The 23130-nt window shown below is 37.4% G+C and carries 16 protein-coding genes; 4 read left to right on the forward strand and 12 right to left on the reverse strand.

Features of this window, described 5'->3' with window-relative positions; genetic code table 11:
• Positions 1 to 31: 31 nt before the first annotated feature.
• From ACFS6I_RS18650 to ACFS6I_RS18660, 3 genes are all read right to left on the reverse strand, one after another.
• Positions 32 to 3490, reverse strand: a complete 3459-nt coding sequence (locus ACFS6I_RS18650) for a SusC/RagA family TonB-linked outer membrane protein (protein ID WP_380922926.1) — start codon at positions 3488 to 3490, stop codon at positions 32 to 34.
• Positions 3491 to 3638: 148 nt separating this feature from the next.
• Positions 3639 to 4718, reverse strand: coding sequence for a FecR family protein (locus ACFS6I_RS18655; protein ID WP_380922928.1), 1080 nt, complete (start codon positions 4716 to 4718; stop codon positions 3639 to 3641).
• A 67-nt stretch (positions 4719 to 4785) separates the two neighbouring features.
• Entirely contained in the window at positions 4786 to 5367 is a 582-nt protein-coding gene (locus ACFS6I_RS18660; protein WP_380922930.1) for a sigma-70 family RNA polymerase sigma factor, read from the reverse strand.
• 29 nt (positions 5368 to 5396) lie between these two features.
• Here ACFS6I_RS18660 and ACFS6I_RS18665 point away from each other — a divergent pair, with 29 nt between their 5' ends.
• On the forward strand, positions 5397 to 6701 hold the full coding sequence (locus ACFS6I_RS18665) for a tetratricopeptide repeat protein (protein WP_380922932.1): 1305 nt from the start codon (positions 5397 to 5399) through the stop codon (positions 6699 to 6701).
• Between the two features lie 44 nt (positions 6702 to 6745).
• Here the strand turns inward: ACFS6I_RS18665 and ACFS6I_RS18670 are convergent, their stop codons facing one another.
• Entirely contained in the window at positions 6746 to 7483 is a 738-nt protein-coding gene (locus ACFS6I_RS18670) for a dienelactone hydrolase family protein (protein ID WP_380922934.1), read from the reverse strand.
• A gap of 456 nt (positions 7484 to 7939) precedes the next feature.
• Here ACFS6I_RS18670 and ACFS6I_RS18675 point away from each other — a divergent pair, with 456 nt between their 5' ends.
• Entirely contained in the window at positions 7940 to 10060 is a 2121-nt protein-coding gene (locus ACFS6I_RS18675; protein WP_315401754.1) for a carboxy terminal-processing peptidase, read from the forward strand.
• A 77-nt stretch (positions 10061 to 10137) separates the two neighbouring features.
• On the opposite strand, the gene ACFS6I_RS18680 is transcribed toward ACFS6I_RS18675, so the two are convergent.
• From ACFS6I_RS18680 to ACFS6I_RS18695, 4 genes are all read right to left on the reverse strand, one after another.
• Complete coding sequence (locus ACFS6I_RS18680) at positions 10138 to 11844, reverse strand: glycoside hydrolase family 3 protein (RefSeq protein ID WP_380922936.1); 1707 nt, start codon at positions 11842 to 11844, stop codon at positions 10138 to 10140.
• A 118-nt stretch (positions 11845 to 11962) separates the two neighbouring features.
• Positions 11963 to 12505, reverse strand: coding sequence for a TetR/AcrR family transcriptional regulator (locus tag ACFS6I_RS18685; RefSeq protein ID WP_021188632.1), 543 nt, complete (start codon positions 12503 to 12505; stop codon positions 11963 to 11965).
• 252 nt (positions 12506 to 12757) lie between these two features.
• Positions 12758 to 13441 carry a response regulator transcription factor gene (locus ACFS6I_RS18690; RefSeq protein ID WP_380922938.1) on the reverse strand — a complete coding sequence of 228 codons (684 nt, stop codon included), beginning with the start codon at positions 13439 to 13441 and terminating at the stop codon, positions 12758 to 12760.
• Positions 13442 to 13450: 9 nt separating this feature from the next.
• A complete protein-coding gene (locus ACFS6I_RS18695; protein WP_380922940.1) occupies positions 13451 to 14866 on the reverse strand; it encodes a sensor histidine kinase in 1416 nt (471 codons plus the stop codon).
• 121 nt (positions 14867 to 14987) lie between these two features.
• Between ACFS6I_RS18695 and ACFS6I_RS18700 the strand changes: the two genes are divergently transcribed.
• Positions 14988 to 16376: a hypothetical protein gene (locus ACFS6I_RS18700; protein ID WP_380922942.1), complete on the forward strand. Its 1389-nt coding sequence runs from the start codon at positions 14988 to 14990 to the stop codon at positions 16374 to 16376.
• 6 nt (positions 16377 to 16382) lie between these two features.
• Positions 16383 to 17390 carry a Kelch repeat-containing protein gene (locus ACFS6I_RS18705; protein WP_380922944.1) on the forward strand — a complete coding sequence of 336 codons (1008 nt, stop codon included), beginning with the start codon at positions 16383 to 16385 and terminating at the stop codon, positions 17388 to 17390.
• 142 nt (positions 17391 to 17532) lie between these two features.
• On the opposite strand, the gene ACFS6I_RS18710 is transcribed toward ACFS6I_RS18705, so the two are convergent.
• From ACFS6I_RS18710 to ACFS6I_RS18725, 4 genes are all read right to left on the reverse strand, one after another.
• Positions 17533 to 19944, reverse strand: a complete 2412-nt coding sequence (locus ACFS6I_RS18710; RefSeq protein ID WP_380922945.1) for a TonB-dependent siderophore receptor — start codon at positions 19942 to 19944, stop codon at positions 17533 to 17535.
• Positions 19945 to 20070: 126 nt separating this feature from the next.
• Complete coding sequence (locus ACFS6I_RS18715) at positions 20071 to 21270, reverse strand: hypothetical protein (RefSeq protein ID WP_380922947.1); 1200 nt, start codon at positions 21268 to 21270, stop codon at positions 20071 to 20073.
• Between the two features lie 16 nt (positions 21271 to 21286).
• Positions 21287 to 21889, reverse strand: coding sequence for a hypothetical protein (locus ACFS6I_RS18720; protein ID WP_380922949.1), 603 nt, complete (start codon positions 21887 to 21889; stop codon positions 21287 to 21289).
• 66 nt (positions 21890 to 21955) lie between these two features.
• Entirely contained in the window at positions 21956 to 22489 is a 534-nt protein-coding gene (locus ACFS6I_RS18725; protein WP_380922951.1) for a sigma-70 family RNA polymerase sigma factor, read from the reverse strand.
• Positions 22490 to 23130 lie beyond the last annotated feature (641 nt).

Genomic DNA, 23130 nt, shown 5'->3' on the forward strand with positions numbered 1-23130 from the left:
TTATGATTTGTATTAAACCTTAACATAAGCATTAAAAAGTGACGTTAACTCCAAAACTATACTTCTTCAAGAAAGGATAGATACCACCTGAGCCTAAATCTTGGCCATCTGCTTCCATCCCCTTAGGCATATGGTCAGCTTTGAAAAGATTTTCGCCCGAGACAAAGAATTTAATGTTATCAACTGCCTTTGAACGCAGGATCTTATGATCTAAAGTGTAGCCCAGGGTAATGTTACGGACACGCAAATAGGCTCCATTTGACAAATACTTGGTTTGCACCCGACGATTTGCTCCAGTATTTAAACCTGCATTTGCATAAACACGCCCATACTCGGCGTCGGTATTTTCCGGTGTCCAATAATCCAAGTTATGCTGATACAAAGTTCCGAACTCATTGCTATATGGCCACATCAAAAAATTGCTCAACCACAGATCACGCTTTCCTACCCCTTGTAAGAATACTGATAGATCAAAGTTTTTATAATTGACAAAACCGTTTAATCCAAATTGATAGCGTCGATTGTCATTTCCAATCACCTTCATATCGCCCGGATCACTAACGGTACCCGTTCCAGAAAATATAGTTCCATCATTATTCAGATCGGCATAAAGCATATCACCTGGATTTTGCTTCACGCCCTTAAAAAAAGGAATACCTGGCTTTAAAGTTCCGTTCATCAATTTAGCATCGAGTGAGTTTGCTTCGAAGTCATTTGTGGTGTAGTAACGATCAGAGACATAGCCCCATATTTCACCCATCTCTTTGCCTTGATAATGTCCTGTAATAAGACCTGCACTATTTTCCATGCGGGTAATAAAACCTCTATTATCAGACAGATTAAAAGTAAATCCGTATTTAAAATCTTTAAACTGATCCTTCCAGGTGATTTCCCATTCCCAACCTTTAGATTCTAAATCTGTTGAATTTTGGAAGGGTGGCGCCGATCCTAATACCGCAGGTAAATCTGCTCCCTGATATAACATACCAATGGTTTGACGGCGAAACCAGTCGAAGCTTGTATTCAATCGGTTATTGAAAAGTGCAATGTCTACGCCCACATTTAATGTTCTAACCTTTTCCCAGGTAAAAGTAGAGCTAATCAGATTGGGTGCACCGATAGTCAGATAACGCACTCCGGTATTGGGATCAATCCAATTGGAGTTATTCGTTTCCATCTTAGGAATTACCGGAAAATATACTTGAGATCGATCGGGATTTAATACAACCTGATTTCCAATTTCACCAAATGATCCTCTAAACTTCAATAAGGGTATTGTATTTTTAAGATCTGACATAAAACCCTCCTCAGTAACATTCCATCCTGCTGACACGGACGGAAAGAATCCGAATTGACTTCCTTTCAAAAAGCGTGAAGACCCATCCAATCGTCCATTGACCTCCAATAAATACTTGTTTTTAAAATCGTAATTAATACGACCAAAATATCCTAAAACAGCATATTGTCCAAAAGAATCCGCTGTGGTCTGTGTTCCTGTACTGGTGCCCAATGATGGAGAACCTGGGCTAAGGATACCAAAACGTTTTGCAGAAAAACTTTCTGAATAACTTTTCTCATAATTGACACCTGCTAGCCCTTTAAAATGATGATCTTCAATAGCATGGGTATAGCTAGAATAAATATTTAAGGCATTGTAGTTAATCAAAGTGTTACTTCGTTCATAAAAATCGTTATTGAACAAATACTCGGGATTGAAATTATTTGGATTCATATAGCGATGCTTACTCTGCGCATACTTATAATTATTATTTGTCTTACTAAATGTATATTCAGCAGTAATATTCCACCCCGGAAGCGGATTATAATCTAATTTTCCGAATAATCTCAAGTTTTCATTATAATTGCGACTTGGGTCTTCATATTTCAAATAATTATTAGGTGTTCCAAAAGGGATTTCATTTCCTTCCGTATCTGTTGTCTCCCCTGGATTGAGGTAAGACCCAAAGCTCAGCGCTCGGTAGAACATCTCCCCCATATTAGCAGGAGTATAACGGTCATCATTTTTATACAAAATATTGGCGCTTAAGTTCAGATTTTTCTTCAATTCAGCTCCTATATAAGCATTTAGATTATAGCGTTTGTAGCTATCTTTATCTGTCTTCATGATACCATCTTCATCACTATACATACCCGATAGACGGTAAGCGATTTTCTCCGATCCCCCCATGATAGAAAGATTGTGAAGATGTTCGAAACCAGTTTGAAAAACTTCATGATAGAGATCATACTCCTTTAGCGGATATTTCGTTCCGTTAACCTCCGTAATACCATCAGGATATTGCCCCGGATTAGCTTGGTAATCTTGCAAAGCTGTTAACCAGGTATCTACATTTTGTCCGGACCAATTACTGGTATTTCCAAAATCTTTTAATGCCTGCACAAATTGTAAGGGAGTAGCTTTTTCCGGTAAAGTAGAAGCGCTGCTCCAGCTCAGGTTGCTGGAATAGTTAATTTTTGTCGGTTGGTTACGCGATCCCTTCTTTGTTGTCACCAGAATAACACCAAATGCCGCTCTCGCACCATAAATTGAAGCTGCTGCAGCATCTTTTAATACCGTCACATTTAAAATATCTTTCGGATTGACGTCATCCATATTCATCGGAACATTATCAACCAAAATCAAAGGTGAACCCCCATTAATAGAAGTTGTGCCTCGAATATTGAGATCAGTATTCGTTCCTGGACGTCCACTGCCAAAGGTAACCTGTAACCCCGGAAGTGCACCTTGAAGTGCTTGGGAACTACTGCTCACAGGTCTGTCTCCTAAAACCTTGTCCATATCTACAGAAGAAACCGCTCCTGTCAAATTCGCTTTCCGCTGTGTGCCGTACCCCACAACAACGACCTCAGCCAAAGCAGTAAGATCTTCTTGAAGCGTAATCGTCATAAAAGATTGACTTGCCTTAATTTCTTGACTGCCATAACCGATATTACTAATGAGCAAGATTGATGACAGGTCACTAACTTTCAGGATAAACTCCCCTTTATCATTGGTGCTTGTACCACGGTCTTTACTCTTCTCGATGACAGTTACACCAGCCAAAGGTAGTCCGCGACTATCGATGATTTTTCCCTTGATTTCAAACCCTTGAACGGAATTCAAAGGAACGATTACATAAGTAATTCCATCATAACTTTTTAAAGTCAGATTGAATTGATTTAAAAGTGGAATTAGTGCATTATTCCAAGCTTGATTCTCAAAAGCAACAGCAGAAAGATTCTTATTAGAAACCAAATTGTCAAAATAAACAAACTTTACATTTGTCTGTTTCTCAATAGTCTTTATTACTGTTTTTAAATCTGTATTTCTAATTTTTAAAGAAACTTTTTCTTGCGCACTTATAGTTATTCCGAACGCTTTCACAGTAAATGCAAAAGAGAGTGCAACTGCTAGCTTAGTCATTAATACATATTTAATGGTGCTTGATTTCGGTAAATAAAATCCCCGACCATGTAAATTTTTTTTCATAGTTTTAACTTTAGTATGGAACCATAGCGTACTGATCTTTCTCAGGGACACGGTACGCTTTTCTTACTTGCTAAGGATACATCTTCGGATGTATCCTTTCCTTTAAATGTGGTGTTTAGGTATATTTATAGCGCATATGATTTAGGGTTTATTGTAATATAATTGATTCATTTTGTCTCTTAATCTGTATCTCCGGATTAGCTTGCTTCAAAAGAAGCAAAATCTGATCAAGACTATATCCTTCCAAATTCCCACTGAAAGTAATTTGTTCTAATGCCGGATTTTCAATCTGAATAGAAACGTTATACCATTTGCTTAACTTAGACACAATTAATGACATTGGGTCAGCATTAAAAGATAGCTTGTTATACATCCATAGCGTTTCAGAGGGAGCCTGCTCGCCTTCGGCAATGGTCAAAGTGGAATGCTGTACCTGGATTTTAGACTTTGCCTCTGTTTGGATAGCAGCTACAGCTTTGGCTGGGAGAAGTGCAATTTTATCCCCAGGCTTCAGCATTAAAGATTTAACCTGACGGTCTGCTTTCAATTCAATAGATCCTTCCACAAGCGAAGTCTCTGTTTTGTCCTCATCGGGATAAGCACGGATATTAAAACGTGTACCCAGGACTTTTACCTCTGAATTCCTAAATTCAACAATAAACGGGTGTGAGCGATCATGAGCCACGGTAAAAAAGCCTTCTCCTTCTAGCTTAACACGGCGCTCCGCTTTCCCAAAGGAATGTTCAAGAAATAGCTTACTGTCCCCATTTAACCAGACAGTCGTACCATCCGATAAATTAATAATTTTCTTTTCTCCTTTTTTGCTGCTATACTGCTCAGTAAATCGTGTTTGTGTCTGCGAATTATAAATCCACAACGAAAGGATCAAAAATATTGGCAGCAGAACTGCGGCTATACTCCTATAATTTTGATACCAAGGTTTTTTAATTAGTGGAAATTGGGTATATTCATTTGCATGATCCTCATCGTGAGAACTCATCGGTAATGTTGTCGTTTCAGAACTTTCAATCTTATTTAAAATAGATTGAAAAACTTGTTCAGAGTTGTCTACTTGTTCTTTATGGCTTGGTTTAATGCGTAAAAAATCAAACAGAACCTGATTTTTAGAATCGGAGTGGAGAAGTTCGTGAAATTGGCGATTTTCTTCAACGGACAATTGCCCTTGAAGATACTTATTTAGTAAGGTAATAAATTGGTCTTGCTCCATAAACTTGTTGATCTTACCTTAATGATCCAGACCCAACAAGAAACCACCAATGGCTTTTTATTTTTTTTTACAAACCACTGTAATTCAGCGTGATATTTTTACTCCCTAATACTTCCCTTAATCTTTTTAAGGCAAGTTGCATATGCCGATCAACAGTATGAACGCTGATATCCATGATCTCGGCCGCATCTTTATAACTACAGTCCAAATCTTTAACTAAAGTAAAAGCCATCCGACATTTAGAAGGCAATTGGGCAATTGCTGCTTCAATCAATGTAATATGCTCCTGGGAAATATAAACCTGTTCAGGAGTAAGAACATGATATTCAAAATTGATGATTTCAGATAGATCTACTTGTAAAGGTAATCTTCCCAGATACTTGATCGCATTGTTTCTGACAGCCTTATATAAATAGGTATTGATCTGATCAATCTGCATTAGGCCAGCCTCCAATGACCATACTTTTAGAAAAATATCGGCAATAATATCTTCTACCACAGGACCAGACTTAACCATGCCCATTCCAAATATTTTTAAATCTTTATAAAAATGCAAGAAAAGTTTCTTGAATGCCAGAGCATCCCGCTCCATAGCAATTGCATAGCGTAATTCTTCCCAGGAAAATGGTGACGGAGAATGGCCTAACATATGGTTTTCTTAAATCTAGATTTCTATAAGTGATTTTAAAGTTAGAAATTTTTATCGGAAGGAAGAAATTACAACAACTTCGTGGCCCATCTCATCCATTTGTTTTTGTGGATAAAAACAGACAACCTGAAGATAGTAATAATCACTTTAACAATATTTCACATATTTTTTCGTCATATTTGCAATATCCTCACCAACAGCAGGTATTATACATGATTAAAAAGAAATTTTGGAAAATAGCCTTTCTCAGTAGTGCTTATATAGTGGCATTATGCTTCGTGTCTTATGCACAGGAATTAACCAAAGATTATACTGGTTCAATAACAAAGTATAACAGTAATTTCAAGGGAATAGGTCCAAAGGTATATTTTGTCCCGCCACCTAAATCAAGAACGGAGCAATTGATTGACATATTTGATAGCAATATGAGAAAAGATTATGCTAAAAAGATTGCTCAAGAACTTCGCTATAAAACGTTACTCACCCAAGTTAAAAGTCTACCGAATATAGGACGGTTTCAATATTTAATGAAACCAGAACCTACGGACTTAGCAACATGGAATGAACTCTTAAACCGCATCAGACAAAATTACGACGATCAAGTAAACCTCACGCTAGTAAATGAAGCAGGGCTATTTGCAATTAATAATAATTTACCCGATCAGGCAATTTCCTATTTTGAAAATGCAATCCTGATTGCGGCAAAAGAAAGCAATAAACTGGATCGTATTGTCTTACATCAAAACTTAGCGGCAGTGCTACTTTATTCCGGTAATTTTGAAAAAGCTAGTGCTGTAGCTCAGGAAAATTTAAATCTGGCAGTTCAATCTAAAGACTATCATGACCAAGCAAATGCGTGGATGCTAATAGCATTGGCCAAAAGCGGCAAGAAAAATTATAGCGAGGCCGAACAAAATATCATCAGAAAAGCGATACCGCTCTATAATAAAGCAAAAGCTTATGAAGATAAAATAATTGCCTGGGAGCAATTAGCACAGGTGTATTTTGAGCAAAATAAATACACAGAGGCACAATGGTTTCTACTTCAGGCACAGCAACTAGCAGAAAATAAAAAGATTACAAATGAACTTCCAGCAATTGAATATCTGCTAGCTTCATCAAAATTGTTAGATAAAAACTTTAAAATAGCCAAAAAAGAATTTTTATCTACGCTTTTACTAGCCCGCGAAAGAAAAAATGTACCCCTTGAGCTCGCTGTATTAGATAAACTTGGTGAAGTGTACATACATCTAAAAGACTTTGAAGAGGCTGATAAAACTTATCAAAACTTCACAACCTTAAAAGCGACATTCAAGCAGGTTAAAGATTTATAAATGAAGCTGTAACCTGCTTGAATGATCTGAATAGATTTAAGCTTTTATTTCAATATTTCCTGTAGGAATATAAGTAGATGTTTCCACGAACGTTGCGCTGCTAAAGGTTCGAAATCACTACTGGCAGGATTGGTAAAGGCATGTTTTGCGGCGGCATAATAGATCATTTGCCAATCGGCTCCTGCATGCTCCACCTCTTTTCTGAAATTAGCGATCTCTTCCGGAGATACATGAGGATCTGCGGCGCCATGTAGAACCAATATTTTAGTTTTGATTGGGCCATCTGGGCGGTTACCTTTACCAAGGTTGCCATGTATGGAAACAACACCTTGAACTTCCATACCGGCCCTAGCGGCTTCAAGCGCTCCGGTACCACCGAAACAATAGCCAATCACGGCCAAACGGCGTGGACTTGCCCCAGCTTTTACAAGCTGTTCTAGGGCTAAACGGATCCTTCTCTGATATGCTTTGGGATCGTTCTTATATTTGCCAGCCTGTTGCCCCGCTTCAGCAGCAGTAGTGGGTTTATTTCCTTCTCCGTAGATGTCTGCAACAAATGTAATATAACCTTCCTTGCTGAGCTGTACTGCTGCCTGTGTCGCTTCATCGTCAATACCCATCCAGGCAGGAAGAATCAAAACCCCAGGAGCACCCTCGCCTGCATCTGTATTTACTAAACCAGCTAATGCCTGATCTCCATCGGAGTAACGCACAGGCTTAAGCTGACCGAAACTCGTTTCTGTGGCACAAAAACATATGATTGTCATTATTAAGGCTTTCATAAGAAAAAATTATTTATTAGTGTTAGTTTTCAATGGTATAAATGAGCTCGTGACACTCGGTTATTTATTAGTGTTAGTTTTCAATGGTATAAATGAGCTCGTGACACTCGGTTATTTATTAGTGTTAGTTTTCAATGATATAAATGGGCCTTCCTAAACAGTTTAATGTATAGACTGAATCGATCATTAGCAAGACATAATGATGCTATCTTAGGAAATGATGGATCACATAACATTATTATTACAGGAACGGTTGGTTTTTCAGAAAACATACTTAACTTCATTAAAATGAGTTATTATTAAAAGAAATATAAAATAGTGCATATTTTTCAATTAAAATATCAAATAAATTTGTTGATTTGTTGAAATTTATGAACTGAAATTATTTAAATTTAGCTCTTTGGATTTAAAGCGCTATCTCAATATATAAAAATGACTATTAAAATTATAGAAAATATGTTTAAAAAGCTAATATTCACCCTTTTTGTTATTTCAATTGTCTCCTGTGGCTCGAAGCCCCGTGTTAATTTAAGCGAAGTAGAAGGAGGTCTAAAGCCTAGCGCGCAACACGAAGTCATAGCAAAAGAAGTTGCAGGACTTTTAGAATCGACCAGTTATAAAAAAGTACAGCTGAATGATTCCATATCTAAAATCGTATTTGATAACTTAATTAAATCTTTAGATCAGGGAAAAAACTACTTGTTGCAATCTGATATCGACGAGTTTCAGCAATATCGAAATTCAATCGCACAGGATTTCCGTAATGGTGATTTATCTGCTCCTTTTCATATTTTCAATGTATACTCTAAACGCTACTTAGAACGCATGCAATATGCATTGAAGCAAGTAGATGTAAAACAAGATTTCACGATCGATGAAAGCTATTTACCAAGCCGTGAGAAGTTAGGCTGGTTCAAAAACACAGCAGAAGCAGATACTCAATGGAAACATCGTGTGAAATATGATTTGTTAAATCTGGAAATGACAACTGTTAAAAAAACAGATAGTACAGAAACTAAACAGAAGGAAACCCTTCGCAAAAGATATAACAATTTAATTTCTCAGGGAAAGAAAATAAATTCAAATGATGCATTCCAGGTCATCATGACTTCATTAACTGATGCGGTTGATCCACATACATCGTATTTCAACCCATCGTTTGCACAGGCTTTCAATGAGGGTATGGCTAATACATTTGAAGGTATCGGTGCACGATTGACCATCGACAATGAAATGGTGACAATTAGTGAAATCATTCCTGGGGGACCGATATTTAAAGATAAAAGCTTAGCCATTGATGACAAAATTGTAGGTGTGGCACAAGGGAAAGATGGAGAATTTGAGGATATCATCGGCTGGAGATTAGATGCAGCTGTTGCTAAAATTAAAGGTCCTGCTGGAACAATTGTTCGTTTAAAGATTTTACCTGCTGGTCAGCCGGTTGGATCTCACCCGAAAATAGTATCATTAACAAGAGAGCGAATTGTAGTAGCAGAGGAATCTGCGAAAAAAGAAATCTTAACTGTTAAAGGTGCGGATGGCAAGAATTATCGTGTTGGTGTCATCAACATACCGAAATTTTACATGGATTTTGAAGCATACCGTAAGCGTGATCCAAACTATAAAAGTACGACCCGCGATGTGCGCTTATTGCTGGATACCTTAAAACAGGAAAAAGTAGATGCTGTTTTAATAGATTTACGCTTCAATGGCGGAGGGTCACTTCCAGAAGCAATCGACCTAACAGGTTTATTTATTGACAAAGGTCCAGTAGTACAAGTACGTGATGTCCGTAATACCATTGATGTGGAAGAAGATAGAAATGCAGGTGTATCATGGGATGGACCGCTAGGCGTCATGATTAACCGTTTCTCAGCTTCAGCGTCTGAAATCTTTGCCGGTGCAATACAGGATTATGGCCGTGGTGTCATCTTAGGTTCTCAATCATACGGTAAAGGTACGGTACAGTCTGCTGTTGATATGGCACGCGTGATCAGTCCTACAAGTAAATTATTATTAAAAGCACAAAACGAAAAAGATCCTGACACCCCAAATGGTGCGCCAGAATATGGTCAGATCAATATTACATTAGGGAAATTCTACCGTGTAAATGGTAGCAGCACACAACATAAAGGTGTAAGCCCAGATGTGACATTCCCAACGCAGTATTCTGCAGAAAAATTCGGTGAGAGTTCTGAGCCTTCTGCTTTACCTTGGGATCAGATCAAATCAAGTACGTATAAAAAAGTAGCAGATCTATCTGCATTGAACAAAAAGCTAGAACAAGAGCACGAAGCGAGAATGAAAAACTCGACAGAATACAAGTTTTTACTGGAAGACATTGCAACCTTTGAAAAACGCGACGAGGGAACTAAAATTCCATTACAACTTGATAAGTTTAAAAAAGAGCGTGATGATTTCCAAAAGAAAAATAGAGATCGTGTAAATGCTTTACTGAAACAAAGAGGTCTACCTTTATGGGAAGAGGGTAAGCCACAACCTAAAATGGAATTTGACTTTGTACAGGATGAAAGTGCTAAAGTGATGACAGATATGATCATCCAAGAAAAAAAATAACTATATTTCTATCCATAAACAAAGAAGGGGCTTATCAATTGATAAGCCCCTTCTTTGTTTATAAGAATTGCGGCCAGTTATTTACCCGACGCGTACTTGAAATATTTATTGATGGTAACAGGTAATTTCCCCGTAGCAATATTTTGCCCTAAAATTGTTTTTGCTGCAGCACGTTGCATAAAATCATCATTTTGATAAGCAACTAAAATAGTTTTACTTTTATTGACTCCTTTAAAACCATCCAATGCATAAGGATTCGTGAAGAAAGTAACAATTGATTTTTTAGCCAATTTTTTAACCAAATTCTTTACCTCATTATTCGCTGGCACTTCAGGTCTTGGACGAGAACGTGTATCATGGATCGCAAGTATAATCTGTTTATTTTTCTTTGCTTCTTTGATGATATTCTTTAAATCCGACTCACTTGTTTCATCAGTAACAAAATACTGAGTTTCATTAGTCAGCGCATCGCCCATTATCTGTTGAAAAGTGCCAGGAGATTTTAATCCGATATTGACAATTGCCGTTTTTTCTGAATTTTTAAATGATTTTATTTTATCCGTAGATTTCAAAACCGTGACCGATGATGCAGCCAATTGGTCTATCAGTTGCTTTGAAGAGGTTCTATTCAGATCCGTATATAGATTTACGGTATTCACATCACGATATTGATCTAAACCCAACCACAGCTTTGAGGCGAGTACTTTTTTAACACGCGCATCCAAATCCGCTTGATTGATTCGGCCTTCCACGATTGCTTTCAATACAAGGTCAATAGCGCGTTTACTATTTTCAGATACTTCCAACAAATCATGACCTGCAATAATAGCCATCACGTCAGCTTCACCATTAGGGAAAAACTTTTTCACACCATTCATATCCATTGCATCGGTTACCGTTAAACCACGGAAACCTAGCTCTTCACGTAGTATTCCTGTCACAATAGGTTTTGAAATGGAAGAGGGAATATTAGGAGTAGGGTCTAAACTTGGAATATTCATATGAGCGACCATAATAGCAGGGGCACCAGCACGAATTAATTCTTTAAATGGAAACATTTCCAACGCCTCTAAACGATCCTTTGTAAAGGTCAATTGCGGCAAGTCATGATGAGAATCAACATCAGTATCACCATGTCCCGGAAAATGCTTTAGTGATGAAATAATGCCGCCATTCATCATACCATCCATATATGCTTTAGCTTTTTTTGCGACATTCTCTTTATTGTCACCAAAAGAACGGAATCCTATAACTGGATTTTTAGGATTATTGTTAATATCAACAACAGGAGCAAAATTAAAATGCATGCCAATCCGATGAAAATCTTTTGCAACTTCCTGGCCCATTTGATAAATCAATTGATCATTCTGTATAGCTCCCAAAGTCATCTGATAAGGATAAGATAGCGTTGAATCGGGAAGACGCATGCCTAAACCCCATTCCCCATCAAAAGTGATCAATAAAGGCACTTTCGAGAGATGCTGATAACGATTGAACATATCCACATGACGAACCGGCCCACCTTGAAATACAACAAGACCGCCCAATTGCTCATCTTGAACAACCTGTGCTACAGAATCAATATAACGCTGTCCCAGATTGGTATGGGCACGCACCAAAAAAAGTTGGGCGATACGTTCTTTAGGTGTCAAGCTATTAAATACAGAATCAACCCAAACATGGGGAGAATTAATATACTTCACAAAATCCTTCTTATCTTGAGCTTGTGAAAAAGAGATGGAGGATGCCAGTGCGGCAACACCCAAAGCTAGTTTTTTTAACATAATTTTTTGTTTAAAATAGAATACGAATAACGGGTATTTTTCACACAATAAAAAACAGTTTGTGCAACAATTTTATGAAACATGCATAAACTTGCATTATTGATCAAAAAAATATAACCTATATCAAGTTATATTTCTCTTCCAATAATATGGCTAGCTCCATCGCATGATCAAGTTCACCGTTAGCTTCCTTTTTCCATAAAGTATCGATTACAATCAATAAAAATTCGGTTTCCAAGTCCGGATTTTTATATCCCAGCTCCTTAAAAGCCCGCACAATAATCGCCTGCACCGGTTTCATAAACTGCTCATGCTGTTGTCTTGAAAAAGGATGATGGGAAAGACGCTCTTGTAATTTCCAGAAGATAGGCTCATCAGCGACCAGCTTACTCGGTAAATTGATCATCTTACGTAAAAAATCCTTCGAATCACGGTAAGTCATCATACCCTTATGATGTGTCAGCACTTTACGATAGCCAGCCTTAATAAGGTGAACCAATAAAGCATCCTTATTGCCGAAATGTTTAAAAATTAAAGCCTCAGACACACCCGCATTTTGAGCAATAGCTTTGGTAGAGGTATCTGCATAACCTTGTTCTGAGAACAAATTCAATGCCTCACGAACAATTTTCTCTTTTCTACTCAATACACTATCTTTCATTTTTTTATTCCTTTTTACAGCGTACAAACTTAGATAAATTTGCGTTTATACCCAATTATAATCGTCCTAAATATAAAAGCAAATGATTCAATTCGTTCTTCTTAATTGACCCCTGATAAATACTTCTCCATTTTCAGATCACTCCTTTAAATATACTTATTCTTTTCTTTACAGAGTCCCTCAATTGTAACTTAAAAATAATATTCTCAAGAGCTGACCAAAGTCCAGAAAACTTAGCGCTACAGAACGCCTTCAAAGCAATTCCTCAACAGAAAGCATATAACCTATACCTCGTATATTGCTAATCTTGATCCGTGGATCCTGATTCAAATATTTTCTGATTCGACTTATAAATACGTCCAGGCTTCTTCCAGAAAAATATTTATCATAACTCCAGTAGGTCTTCATGATATCTTCACGAGGAATCACCTGATTCCTATTTTCATAGAGGCTCCTTAACAATTCGCTCTCCCGATAAGACAACTTAATACTTTCGCCTTTATAGCTAAGTGTCTGTCTCAAGCTGTCTAAGACATAATCTCCGATCATTAAATTTTGACTAAGCTGCATTTTAGGACTGCTCTTAACCAATGATTCGATCCGAACGACCAACTCTTCAATACGAAAAGGTTTTTTAACATAATCATTCGCCCCCAAATGAAAACCTTTAACAACATCTTCTGTCTGCACACGAGCGGTAAGGAAAATAATCGGCACCTGACTGTCTAAGGCTCTTATATGTGTAGCCAACGTAAAGCCATCCATTACTGGCATCATTACATCAATAAGCAAAATATCCGGCTTTTGCTTTTCAAATAAACGAAGAGCCACTTGCCCATCCTGACAATGTCTTACTGAAAAACCGTTCATCTCCAGACTATCAGCAACAATAAGTGCCAGGCTTGCTTCATCTTCAACATATAAAATATCAATCATAAAATTTGCTTATTTAGGTATTTTGATCGTAAAGGTACTACCTTTACCTGGACTACTTTTCACTGTAATTTTACCTCCATGCTGCAGTATCACCTGGCGCACATAGGCCAAGCCGATTCCAAAACCCTTTACCGGATGTAAGTTACCTTCAGGAACACGAAAAAACATACCAAAAATCTCTTTCTGATACTCCGGAGCGATGCCCTTTCCTTTATCGGCAACACTAAACTCAATATAATCGTTATAGTCATGGACATCTATAATAATATCAACAGTATCAGCAGAATACTTGACTGCATTTTCTAGTAAATTATTAATAACATTGCGGAGATGCGATTCATCGGCATTTAATGCTAATTTAGGAATGGAACTGTTCATAGAAATCTTCACATCCTTACTGACATTGATACAAAAGGTGTCTGCCGCATTCGTTAAAACGAGCATCAGATCGATCTCTTTTTTTTCAAGTTTAAGACCTTTTCGTTCATCAACATCCAATTGAAGAACCCGATCAATCATATCCGACAAGTGATCAAGTTCACGACGGGAAATGGCCAAATAACGATCCATCTTCACCTGATCATTTTTTACCCCGTAGAGTTGAATCGCTTCGATAGCAGTCATAACAGTAGAGACAGGGGTCTTCAGCTCATGCGTCATATTATTAACAAATGCCTTTTGCATCTCAGCCAATCGATTCTGTCGAAAGATTGTTTTAAAGAGATAGAGAAATGAACCGACAAAAATACTGATCAAAAGTATAGCAATACCCAGCTGCCATCCCAAATCAAACAGGAGATTTTTCCATACCCGCTTAAATTTGACGATTAAAAACCGACTGTCCGAAGCATCTATCAATATCGGTCTTGTCCACGCTAACTTCTTTGCTCTATACTCCTTACGGATAGCAAACAAACTATCCCTTGGAAAAATATCGGTCGTAACATCATATTCTGCGCGGACTCCCTTAGCTTCTAAAGCAGAGGCAAACTTTTCATTTATTTCGTCGATCATCGCTGGAGTGACATCAATCTGTGAAAATAAATAAGGTGCCATCATTTCTCCTCCCGACTTTCCGTGCGGATAGGGTGATCCCATCGTCTTTCCTCCTCGAGATGGTCCGGCTTTTGACTGTTTGTAATAGGATCCAAAATCTTTAAATAGCGAGTCTATCTCAGCATCTGTATATCTTGCTTTTAATTCTTTCCGTAATTTTCCCAATGCCCCGCCCTGATCACTTTTTAGATCATTGCTATGGGCTTGATACACATCTTGCACAACATTAAACATACTCCGCTCTGCTGAAGAAAGAAACAGATCAAGCCGGTTATTGTAACTTCCGTATAGCCAGATACCCAAGATACTAATCATCCCGATACCTGTTAATACCGAAAGTGTTATCAATAATTTAAACTTATTTGCCATAATTAAAAACAAATTTAAATTACTAGATTTGCATTCGCCTTGGTAATTAACCATATTTAACAAAATATAACACTGATTAACAATGCGCATTGATTACATTTGCAATATTCAATTTTTAAGCATGATAAGAAATTTTAAGAGACGTAGTATCCAATTTTTATTCTCAGCGTTATTACTGATAGGCATTTCAGCTTGTAATAAAGATATTTCGCTCTCTTTAGACAATTCAAGAGATGAATCCATAGGACTAGTTCCTATCGATACCTTTCAGGTGAATACATCAACTTATCTGTTAGATGATGTACCAACGTCTGGAACAGGAATGATTCTAGCCGGAAAAATTTCGAATACCACAACAGGATCTGTTCTTTCGACGTCTTATATGCGCATGGCTATCGATAACATTATCGCCGGTTCGATCCCAACAGCAGCAAAATACGACTCCATTACTTTTGTGCTAAAGCCTAACAAATATTTTTACGGAGATACAACGAAAACACAAACATTATCTGTTCACCAATTAACGCAGCAGATTACATTAAAAGAAGTCAGTACAGGATCCGGTACAAATGAATTACCGTATTATGTCAACGGAGCAGCAGTTTATAATAATCAAAAATTTACTTATGAAACAACTGCTTTAGGATCTTTGTCATTCAAACCTTTTGTCAAAAAACTAGATTCAATCGCAATCCGATTGAATGACAACTTAGGAAACACACTATTTTCTTATATCAAAGATGGGCATGGAAATATTGCATCCAATGACAATTTCAATGAATACTTCAAAGGAATAGCTCTTGTCCCTGGAAATAATAACACAGCTATGATCGGTTTTAAAGATACCGTGAGTATGCAGGTGCATTATAACTATATAAACGACGAAGGATTTAAAGTGAGTAAATCCACTTCATTTAATTTGGGAAACAAAGCCTATCAGTTTAATAATGTAGAAGCTGACCGTTCAGGTACAGCATTCAACACTTTAAGTGTTACAAATCCAGAATTGAAAAGCACCACAACGAACGGTGACGTATTTCTCGAAGGTAGCACAGGAGCAGTCGTTAAATTAACTTTTCCAACATTATTGGATTTAGTTAACGATCCTACTGTAGCGATCAATAAGGTTGAACTCGTTATAGAAACAGAAAATAAATATCGTAATTCATTTTTTATCCCTCCTGCTCGCGTCGTGTTGATGATCGCGAATGCTGGTGGAAATCCGGTAAGTATCGTTACTACACCCGTATTTTTACAGCAACAGGGACAGCAAGATCCTGTTCAATATGGGTATTTGGCAGGAGGAGATGAGTTTGGTGCGAATGCAAAATATACGTTTAATATGATCGAATATGTTAATAATATAAAAAAAGATAGCTACTTTAACACATCTTTATTCTTGAGTGTGCCGCAAAGTAGTTTATTCGCAACTACAGATCGACTTATTATTGCAAAGGATGCAAATAACAAACCAAGAATAAAATTAAACATCTTATATACTAAATTTTAACAGTTTATGAACAAGAAAAATTGGCTACTAATATTATTAGCGTGCGTCGTTACTTTCTCTACTTACTCTTGTAAATCAAAGGATGATGATACTACAGATGAAGTAACAGAATGGACTAAAGGTTCTGCTTTCGATGGTGGCGCAAGAAGTGGGGCAGTATCTTTCTTAATTAACAATATCGCTTATGTAGCAACTGGTCTTGCTACTGAAGGTCAAGTATCTGTGCCTAAAAAAGATATTTGGGCATATAATGCAACTTCAGGAACGTGGTCTCAAAAGGCTGAATTTCCTGGATCAGCTCGTTATGCTGCTGTTGCTTTTTCAATTGGAAACAATGGATATGTAGGGTCTGGTTATGATGGCGCAAATGCATTGTCAGATTTCTATAAATATGATGTTTCAGCTAACACTTGGACTAAAATTGCTGACCTACCTGCTGACGCAGCTCGTTACGGTGCGGTTGCTTTCTCAATTGGTGGTTTCGGTTATGTAGGTACTGGTTCTAAAGGAAACGATAACAATACAAACGTTAAATCATTCTACAAATATGATCCTACTGCTAATTCATGGACTCCTGTAGAAAGCCCATTAAAATCGAACAGAAGATATGGATTTGCTTTTGTCATCAATAACGTCGCTTACGTAGGTGGTGGTATCGATAATAGCTCATACCCTGAAGATTTCTTTAAATTTGATGGTACTAAATGGACTCCATTAAATGATTTAGATCGTAGTGATAACTCTTACACATACAACTTAACACGTTCAAGCGCATCTACTTTTGTATTGAACAATCTAGCATATGTAGTAGGTGGTAGAAAAAACACGACAATCAACACGATCTGGGAATATAACCCAACAACTGATGTTTGGAATGCTGACAACCAAGTTTTCCAAGGTCAAGCTAGACAAGATGCTGTTGGATTTGGAATCGACAATGTAGGTTATATCACTACTGGTCAAAACGGATCAAACAAATACTACGATACTTGGAAATTTGTTCCAGTAAAATAGTATAAAAAAATATCAACTAATAAAGGGACTGTATTGCGATACAGTCCCTTTATTAGTTGAAAATACTTTCCTTACCACGTTAGCCATTATAATAACGAGTATTGACGAACGATTGCTAGCATTGCCATGACTCGACTTAATGCTAAAACTTCAGACTAAGTTGCGCTGCAAAGTTACGAGGCATCTGCGCTACAATAACTCCATCTCCCGCGAAATAATTACTGTTGGTTAGATTATTCATCCTAAAGCCAAATCGATATTTCTCACGCTCCAGAGATACGGAAGCATTCACCAACGTATAAGCAGGAAAAGTAAATCGCCCTGTAATATTATTATCAACAGAAATCTGCTCGCCAACACGGTTAACGCCAAAACCCAATCCTAAACCATGTAAAGTATTCGTTTGAAAAACATAACTGATCCACGAATTAAAAACATGCGCCGGCCCAGCCGATGTCGGTCTGCGTCCATCAACTTCTTGATTAGCTTTTTGATACTTACTATCATTATAGGTATATCCAGCCATCATATTTAATCCTCTAACCGGATTAGTAATAAGCTCAAACTCCACACCTTTACTGCGCTGCTCTCCATCTTGTATCGTAATCTTATAACCTTTATCCCCCTCAAATACCTCGATATCACGGCTCATATTATTGACAACAATATCATAATAAGAAGCTGTAAAATTGAAGCGATTAGTCCAAAAGTTAGATTTCAGTCCGGCTTCCCATTGATTAGCTAACTGTGGTTTCATAACTCCACTATAAGATTCAAGCTGTTGGCTCACTGGTGCCACATTTTTGAAGCCATTCATATAATTTGCATAAGCAGATAGGCGCTCTTTAAGAATCTGATAAACCATTCCAAATTTAGGAGACAAAGCCGTCTGCTTAAAATTACCATCGCGCACATTGGTATTTAAATTCAACTGACCACGTGTATCAAAATGATCCACACGTAAACTTAATAGCGTAGTCCAACGGTCTGTCAGATAAACCACATCAGAAAGGTATGCGCCATAAACATTACTTGACGTATAGTTTCTTAACATATTTAATTTAGATTTCTGAATACTTGCTGTCGCTAGCTCTCTAGAAATAAAACCATAATCACTTTCTAAATCCTGTCCATTAATGGTGTCATACTTTACAATAGGTGAATGGTTATTGCGTAAAGATTGATTGAAATAATCAAAACCAATCAGTAACTTATTTTGAATACCCCCAATTTGGAAGGTGCCATTGAAATTCTGTTGTATGCTGGTCGAACTACCTTCGGAATTGTTCCACTGTACATTCCGCTCCAATAAGGCATCACTAGTATTGCCACGAATAAATTGATATTGATACAGACCTTCGGTTTTTCTAAAATTTCTGGAAATTAGCGTTTGAGAAGTCCAGCTATCCGATAGCTGGTAATTAATTTCTGACCTGACATTAATGGCAGGAGCTTTCAAAGTCATATCATTATTCGAGTAAGATCTGCTCCAATCAAATCCTAACTCTTTAGGCGTTCTTGCAAATAATTGACGGCTCCTGCTTAAAAAAATAATTGGCGTATTCGTTCCCTCATAATTGTAAATCTGTGCACCCAAATTAAAGACTAGACGGTCATTAACCTGATAACTAAAGCTGGGTGCTGCAAAGAATGATTTTCTGAACTCAGAATCTCTAAAGCCATTCTGATATTGATAAGCAGAATTTAATCGAAAAAGTGTTTTCCGATTCGTTGTAACCGGTCCATAAACATCTGCAGTAAGTCGATTGAGATTGAAGCTGCCAAATGTATAAGACACCTCTCCTCCAAAATAATCCCTTGGCCTTTTGGTCACCACATTGATTAGACCTCCAAAAGATGTGACGGCTCCGCCGTACAGTGTACCTGACGGCCCTTTGATAATCTCGATGCGCTCGACATCAGCTGGATCAATTTCACCATTTGTATTAGCAGGGACACCATCAACCATGGATACTTTCGTAGGGAAACCACGTAAACTATAGTAAAAACTACCATCACCATTTCCACGACCTGGACTACCCTGCATTTTGACGATACCCGGAGCATTTTTCAAGGCATCCGACAAATCGGTCGTAATCTGCTCTTTCATAATCGTTTGATTAACGGTACTATAAGATTGTGGATTCTCCATATACGACAACGGCATTTTAGCAACTGAAGTACTGTCACGATCTAAAAATTTATTACGGCGATAACCATATATGGTAACCCCATCAAGATTATTCATCTTTTTGATCACATAGATAACAGGTAGCTCCGAATGCGTTTGGTCAATCAGTATGTTTTCCCTAATCAGCTCAACATCATTGATACTAGCCTGCAGAATATATTGTCCCGAGGGCAGATCATTAAAATAAAACTCACCCTTTTCGTTTGTCCTCGACTGATAGGCTGTATTTATTAACCTGAGCAGCGCATCCTTTGCCGGCATGCTTTCAGAAAGCATAATTTTCCCTTTCACCCTATCCTGCTTTTGTGCAAGTCCCAAAAAGGGTAAAAGACTACAAATAATAATTGATAAAAGTAATTTCATGTTTGAAACAATAAATAAATAAAAATATATAAACGATAATAAATTTCAATAAAAGAAACGTAAAGGTCGCGGTTTAGCACAGCTGCATGAAAACAGCTGATTATACAGTACATATGTTTTACGATACTATTTCAGACGTGCTATATATATACCACTGCCGCTTACAGATGTCACGCGATCAATAAAATCACCAGAGTCATCAAATTCTAGAAAATGGTACTTGTTATCATTTGCTCCAAAATTCGAATAATATTGCTTTCCATCCACCTCTCCTACAGGATAAAGGGCGCCATAAGTATTTAAATAATCATTATTTTCCACATTCAGTGTCTCCAAGTTTACCCTTGCAACCTGCGTTGGTCCACTATACCATTCTCCAGGATCTTTAGGTACACTCCACCCATGCTCAATATATTGAACAAGAGCCTCTTTATTTCTAACATTGATCACCGAGAGAATACAATGTGCCTTCAAGATCTTTTCCAGATCAATAAAAAAATCAGGATCATAAGTACCATCTGACCTCATACGCAATATACCACCTATCGGAGGATTGTGCTGCGCCGGAACATAGTCGCGAATACGGGCGATATACTTTGAAGGTCTATAATACAGCTCTCCATTCGCTACATCCTGAGCAAAATTATGATAGCCAATAGACATCCGGCTATCCATATTGTATTTAACTACCTTTGTTTTAGTATTGAATACGGCAACTGACGCACGATCAGGAAATCTGCCAAAATTACCAGGATTGGCTCCTACTGGTAAAAGAACTGTTGTGTCATTGGTTATAAATGAATAGTAAGTATTTGTGCCAACTTTAGGATCAGGACCTCCAGGTAAAACATCGGTCACGACTAACTTTGAAACCTTCATCGTACTAGGATCAAACTGCACGACTTTGCCCTCCCCTAGAAAAAAAACATAAGCTTCAGTCTCAGAAATGAAGGCAACAGAACCAAAAGAACTGCGATTAGCTATACCTCTCAGATCTATAGAATCCAGAGGTTCAAGATTCATCTTATTATCTACAGCATATTTTTTTAAAAGAGAAGTGGTACCGTCCCAAACATAGGGATGCTTACCGTAAGAATAAATAGATACATCACTGCCCAACATAAGCATATCCTGTGCATCCACCTGCTCCGGAATACCAGCGTAAGCCCCAAGATAAAAAACACGTCCTTTTGGCGTATTAACCCGCGTGCCAATCACAATAGTTCCATCATTGTCCAGTGGCCTATTGAAAGAATCGCAAGAAGTCAGATAAGTAAAGAATAAAAAAAGCAACGTCCACATTCTTTGTTTTTCAATAATTCTCATCGCTCAATCCTATAGGCTAAATTGTCTCTGTAAAAACTTCAACGTCACCAGTTACAAACCGCACATAATTATCCTCAGGAGAGAGTGTTTCCTCAGCAATTAAATAATTTCTGCCAGCAATCGTCTCCATATAATAAGTCTGTCCTGGAGCTAACGTATACTTCTCACCATTTATACATTCAATAGACTTAGGTTCGTGCGATTTATTGATGATTTGAAGATATCCTGAAAATTCAATTTTAAAATGATTACCCAAAACTTCCATGGGCCCCTTACCGGAAGTAAAGACAACACCTTCAGAAGTAGTATGATCTAATAAAGTCGAATTAAACTTCTGATATATTCCAGCGCTGAATAAAAATAATAGGACAGCAGCTGCCGCCACTTTGGTATAGAGGCGACCTATCTTTGGAACAGATCCTGAAATAACTTCATTTCCATTCTGGGTGATATTCTGAATATTACTCCATACCTCCGATCTCATTTCTTGAAGTTCATCGGGCAGAAGAGTGCTTTCAGCCTGATCGTCATTTTCAAGCCACAACTCCACCGCGGCATTTTCCGCAACAGTAGCAGTTCCATTATTATAACGCTTTAAAATTTCTGGGGTTATTTCCAAAATAATATACCTTTTAATAAACTAGTTGGCTAACTGGACAAATACCCTTAGTCGGATTTGTTTTTTTTAGACTTTTTTTTCGAGATAATACCTGATGGTCTTTAAAGCCTTTGTTAAATGAGCTTCCACCGTCTTTTCAGCAATAGCAAGTTTTTTCGAAATCTCACGGATGTTTAATCCCTCTTCCCGACTTAACAAAAATACCGTTCTACATTTAGGAGGAAGTTGATCCGTAATCCCATTGATCTGAAACTTCAGATCATCAAATAAAATAGCGTGCTCTGTTTCCTGAGTTACGCCTACCTGTTGATCCAGAATCTCCTGTAGGTGATGTTTTCTTCTTGATGAAGTTTTTAAATAGTCTAATGCTGCAAGTTTTGCTGCTCGATTGAGATAATGCTCTACAGGAAGATCCAATTTGAGTTCAAATCTTCTTTCCCACAATTTCAAATAGATATTTTGAACCAAACCTTGCGTAATCGATTTATCCGCAATCTGTCGAAAAATAATATGGAACAACTGATCAGCAGTTCGTCTATAGAGGAGCTCAAACCCTTCAGAGAATCGAAAATCAACAGTACTATTATCTTTGTCTTTCATTGTTATTTAGAATAAATCTAATTTAATGCAAGTATAGGAAAGTCGCAGAAATTATCCTAATATTTTTTATTACCACATTTTAAAAAATTGATTCGCAAGCGCATCTGAGATACGTCACAGCCTATTCATTGACGAGAGACTCTAATAGTAGTATCGCGAATTAAAGTATAAGAAGACAAATACAGTAGCTAGAATTAGCGCAAGTTAACGTTAATCAAGCCGAACAGCGAAGGAACAGATTATGACCAAATTTGTACCATGTTATAAGTGTAACCACGGTACGACCACAATGAGTCCACGATAAATCCACATAATGTCCTGCTTTCTCTTTGGAAACACAGTCTTCACACCCTACTCACATATATAAGTTGGGCCCTATTTGGTTCCTAGCAGGTCCCTAGCGTAGGCCTACAAGAAATCAATCCACAAAATAGCATTTGAAATACAAGCGCTAAGTGAAGAAATATTGCTTTTGATGTGGACTTCAAGCACTTTTTATGTATATAAAGCAGTAATATCGTAGAAGAAAGGTTGAAAATAAGAAGGGGCGTTAGTTGTAATGAGTAAAAAAGAGAAGATTATTTTAAAGTAGTTGATGTGCAATTAAGAGGAAATAAAATTGGAACAGGCCCAAAAACAAA

The organism is Sphingobacterium anhuiense, from assembly GCF_042686355.1.
Taxonomy (GTDB): domain Bacteria; phylum Bacteroidota; class Bacteroidia; order Sphingobacteriales; family Sphingobacteriaceae; genus Sphingobacterium; species Sphingobacterium anhuiense.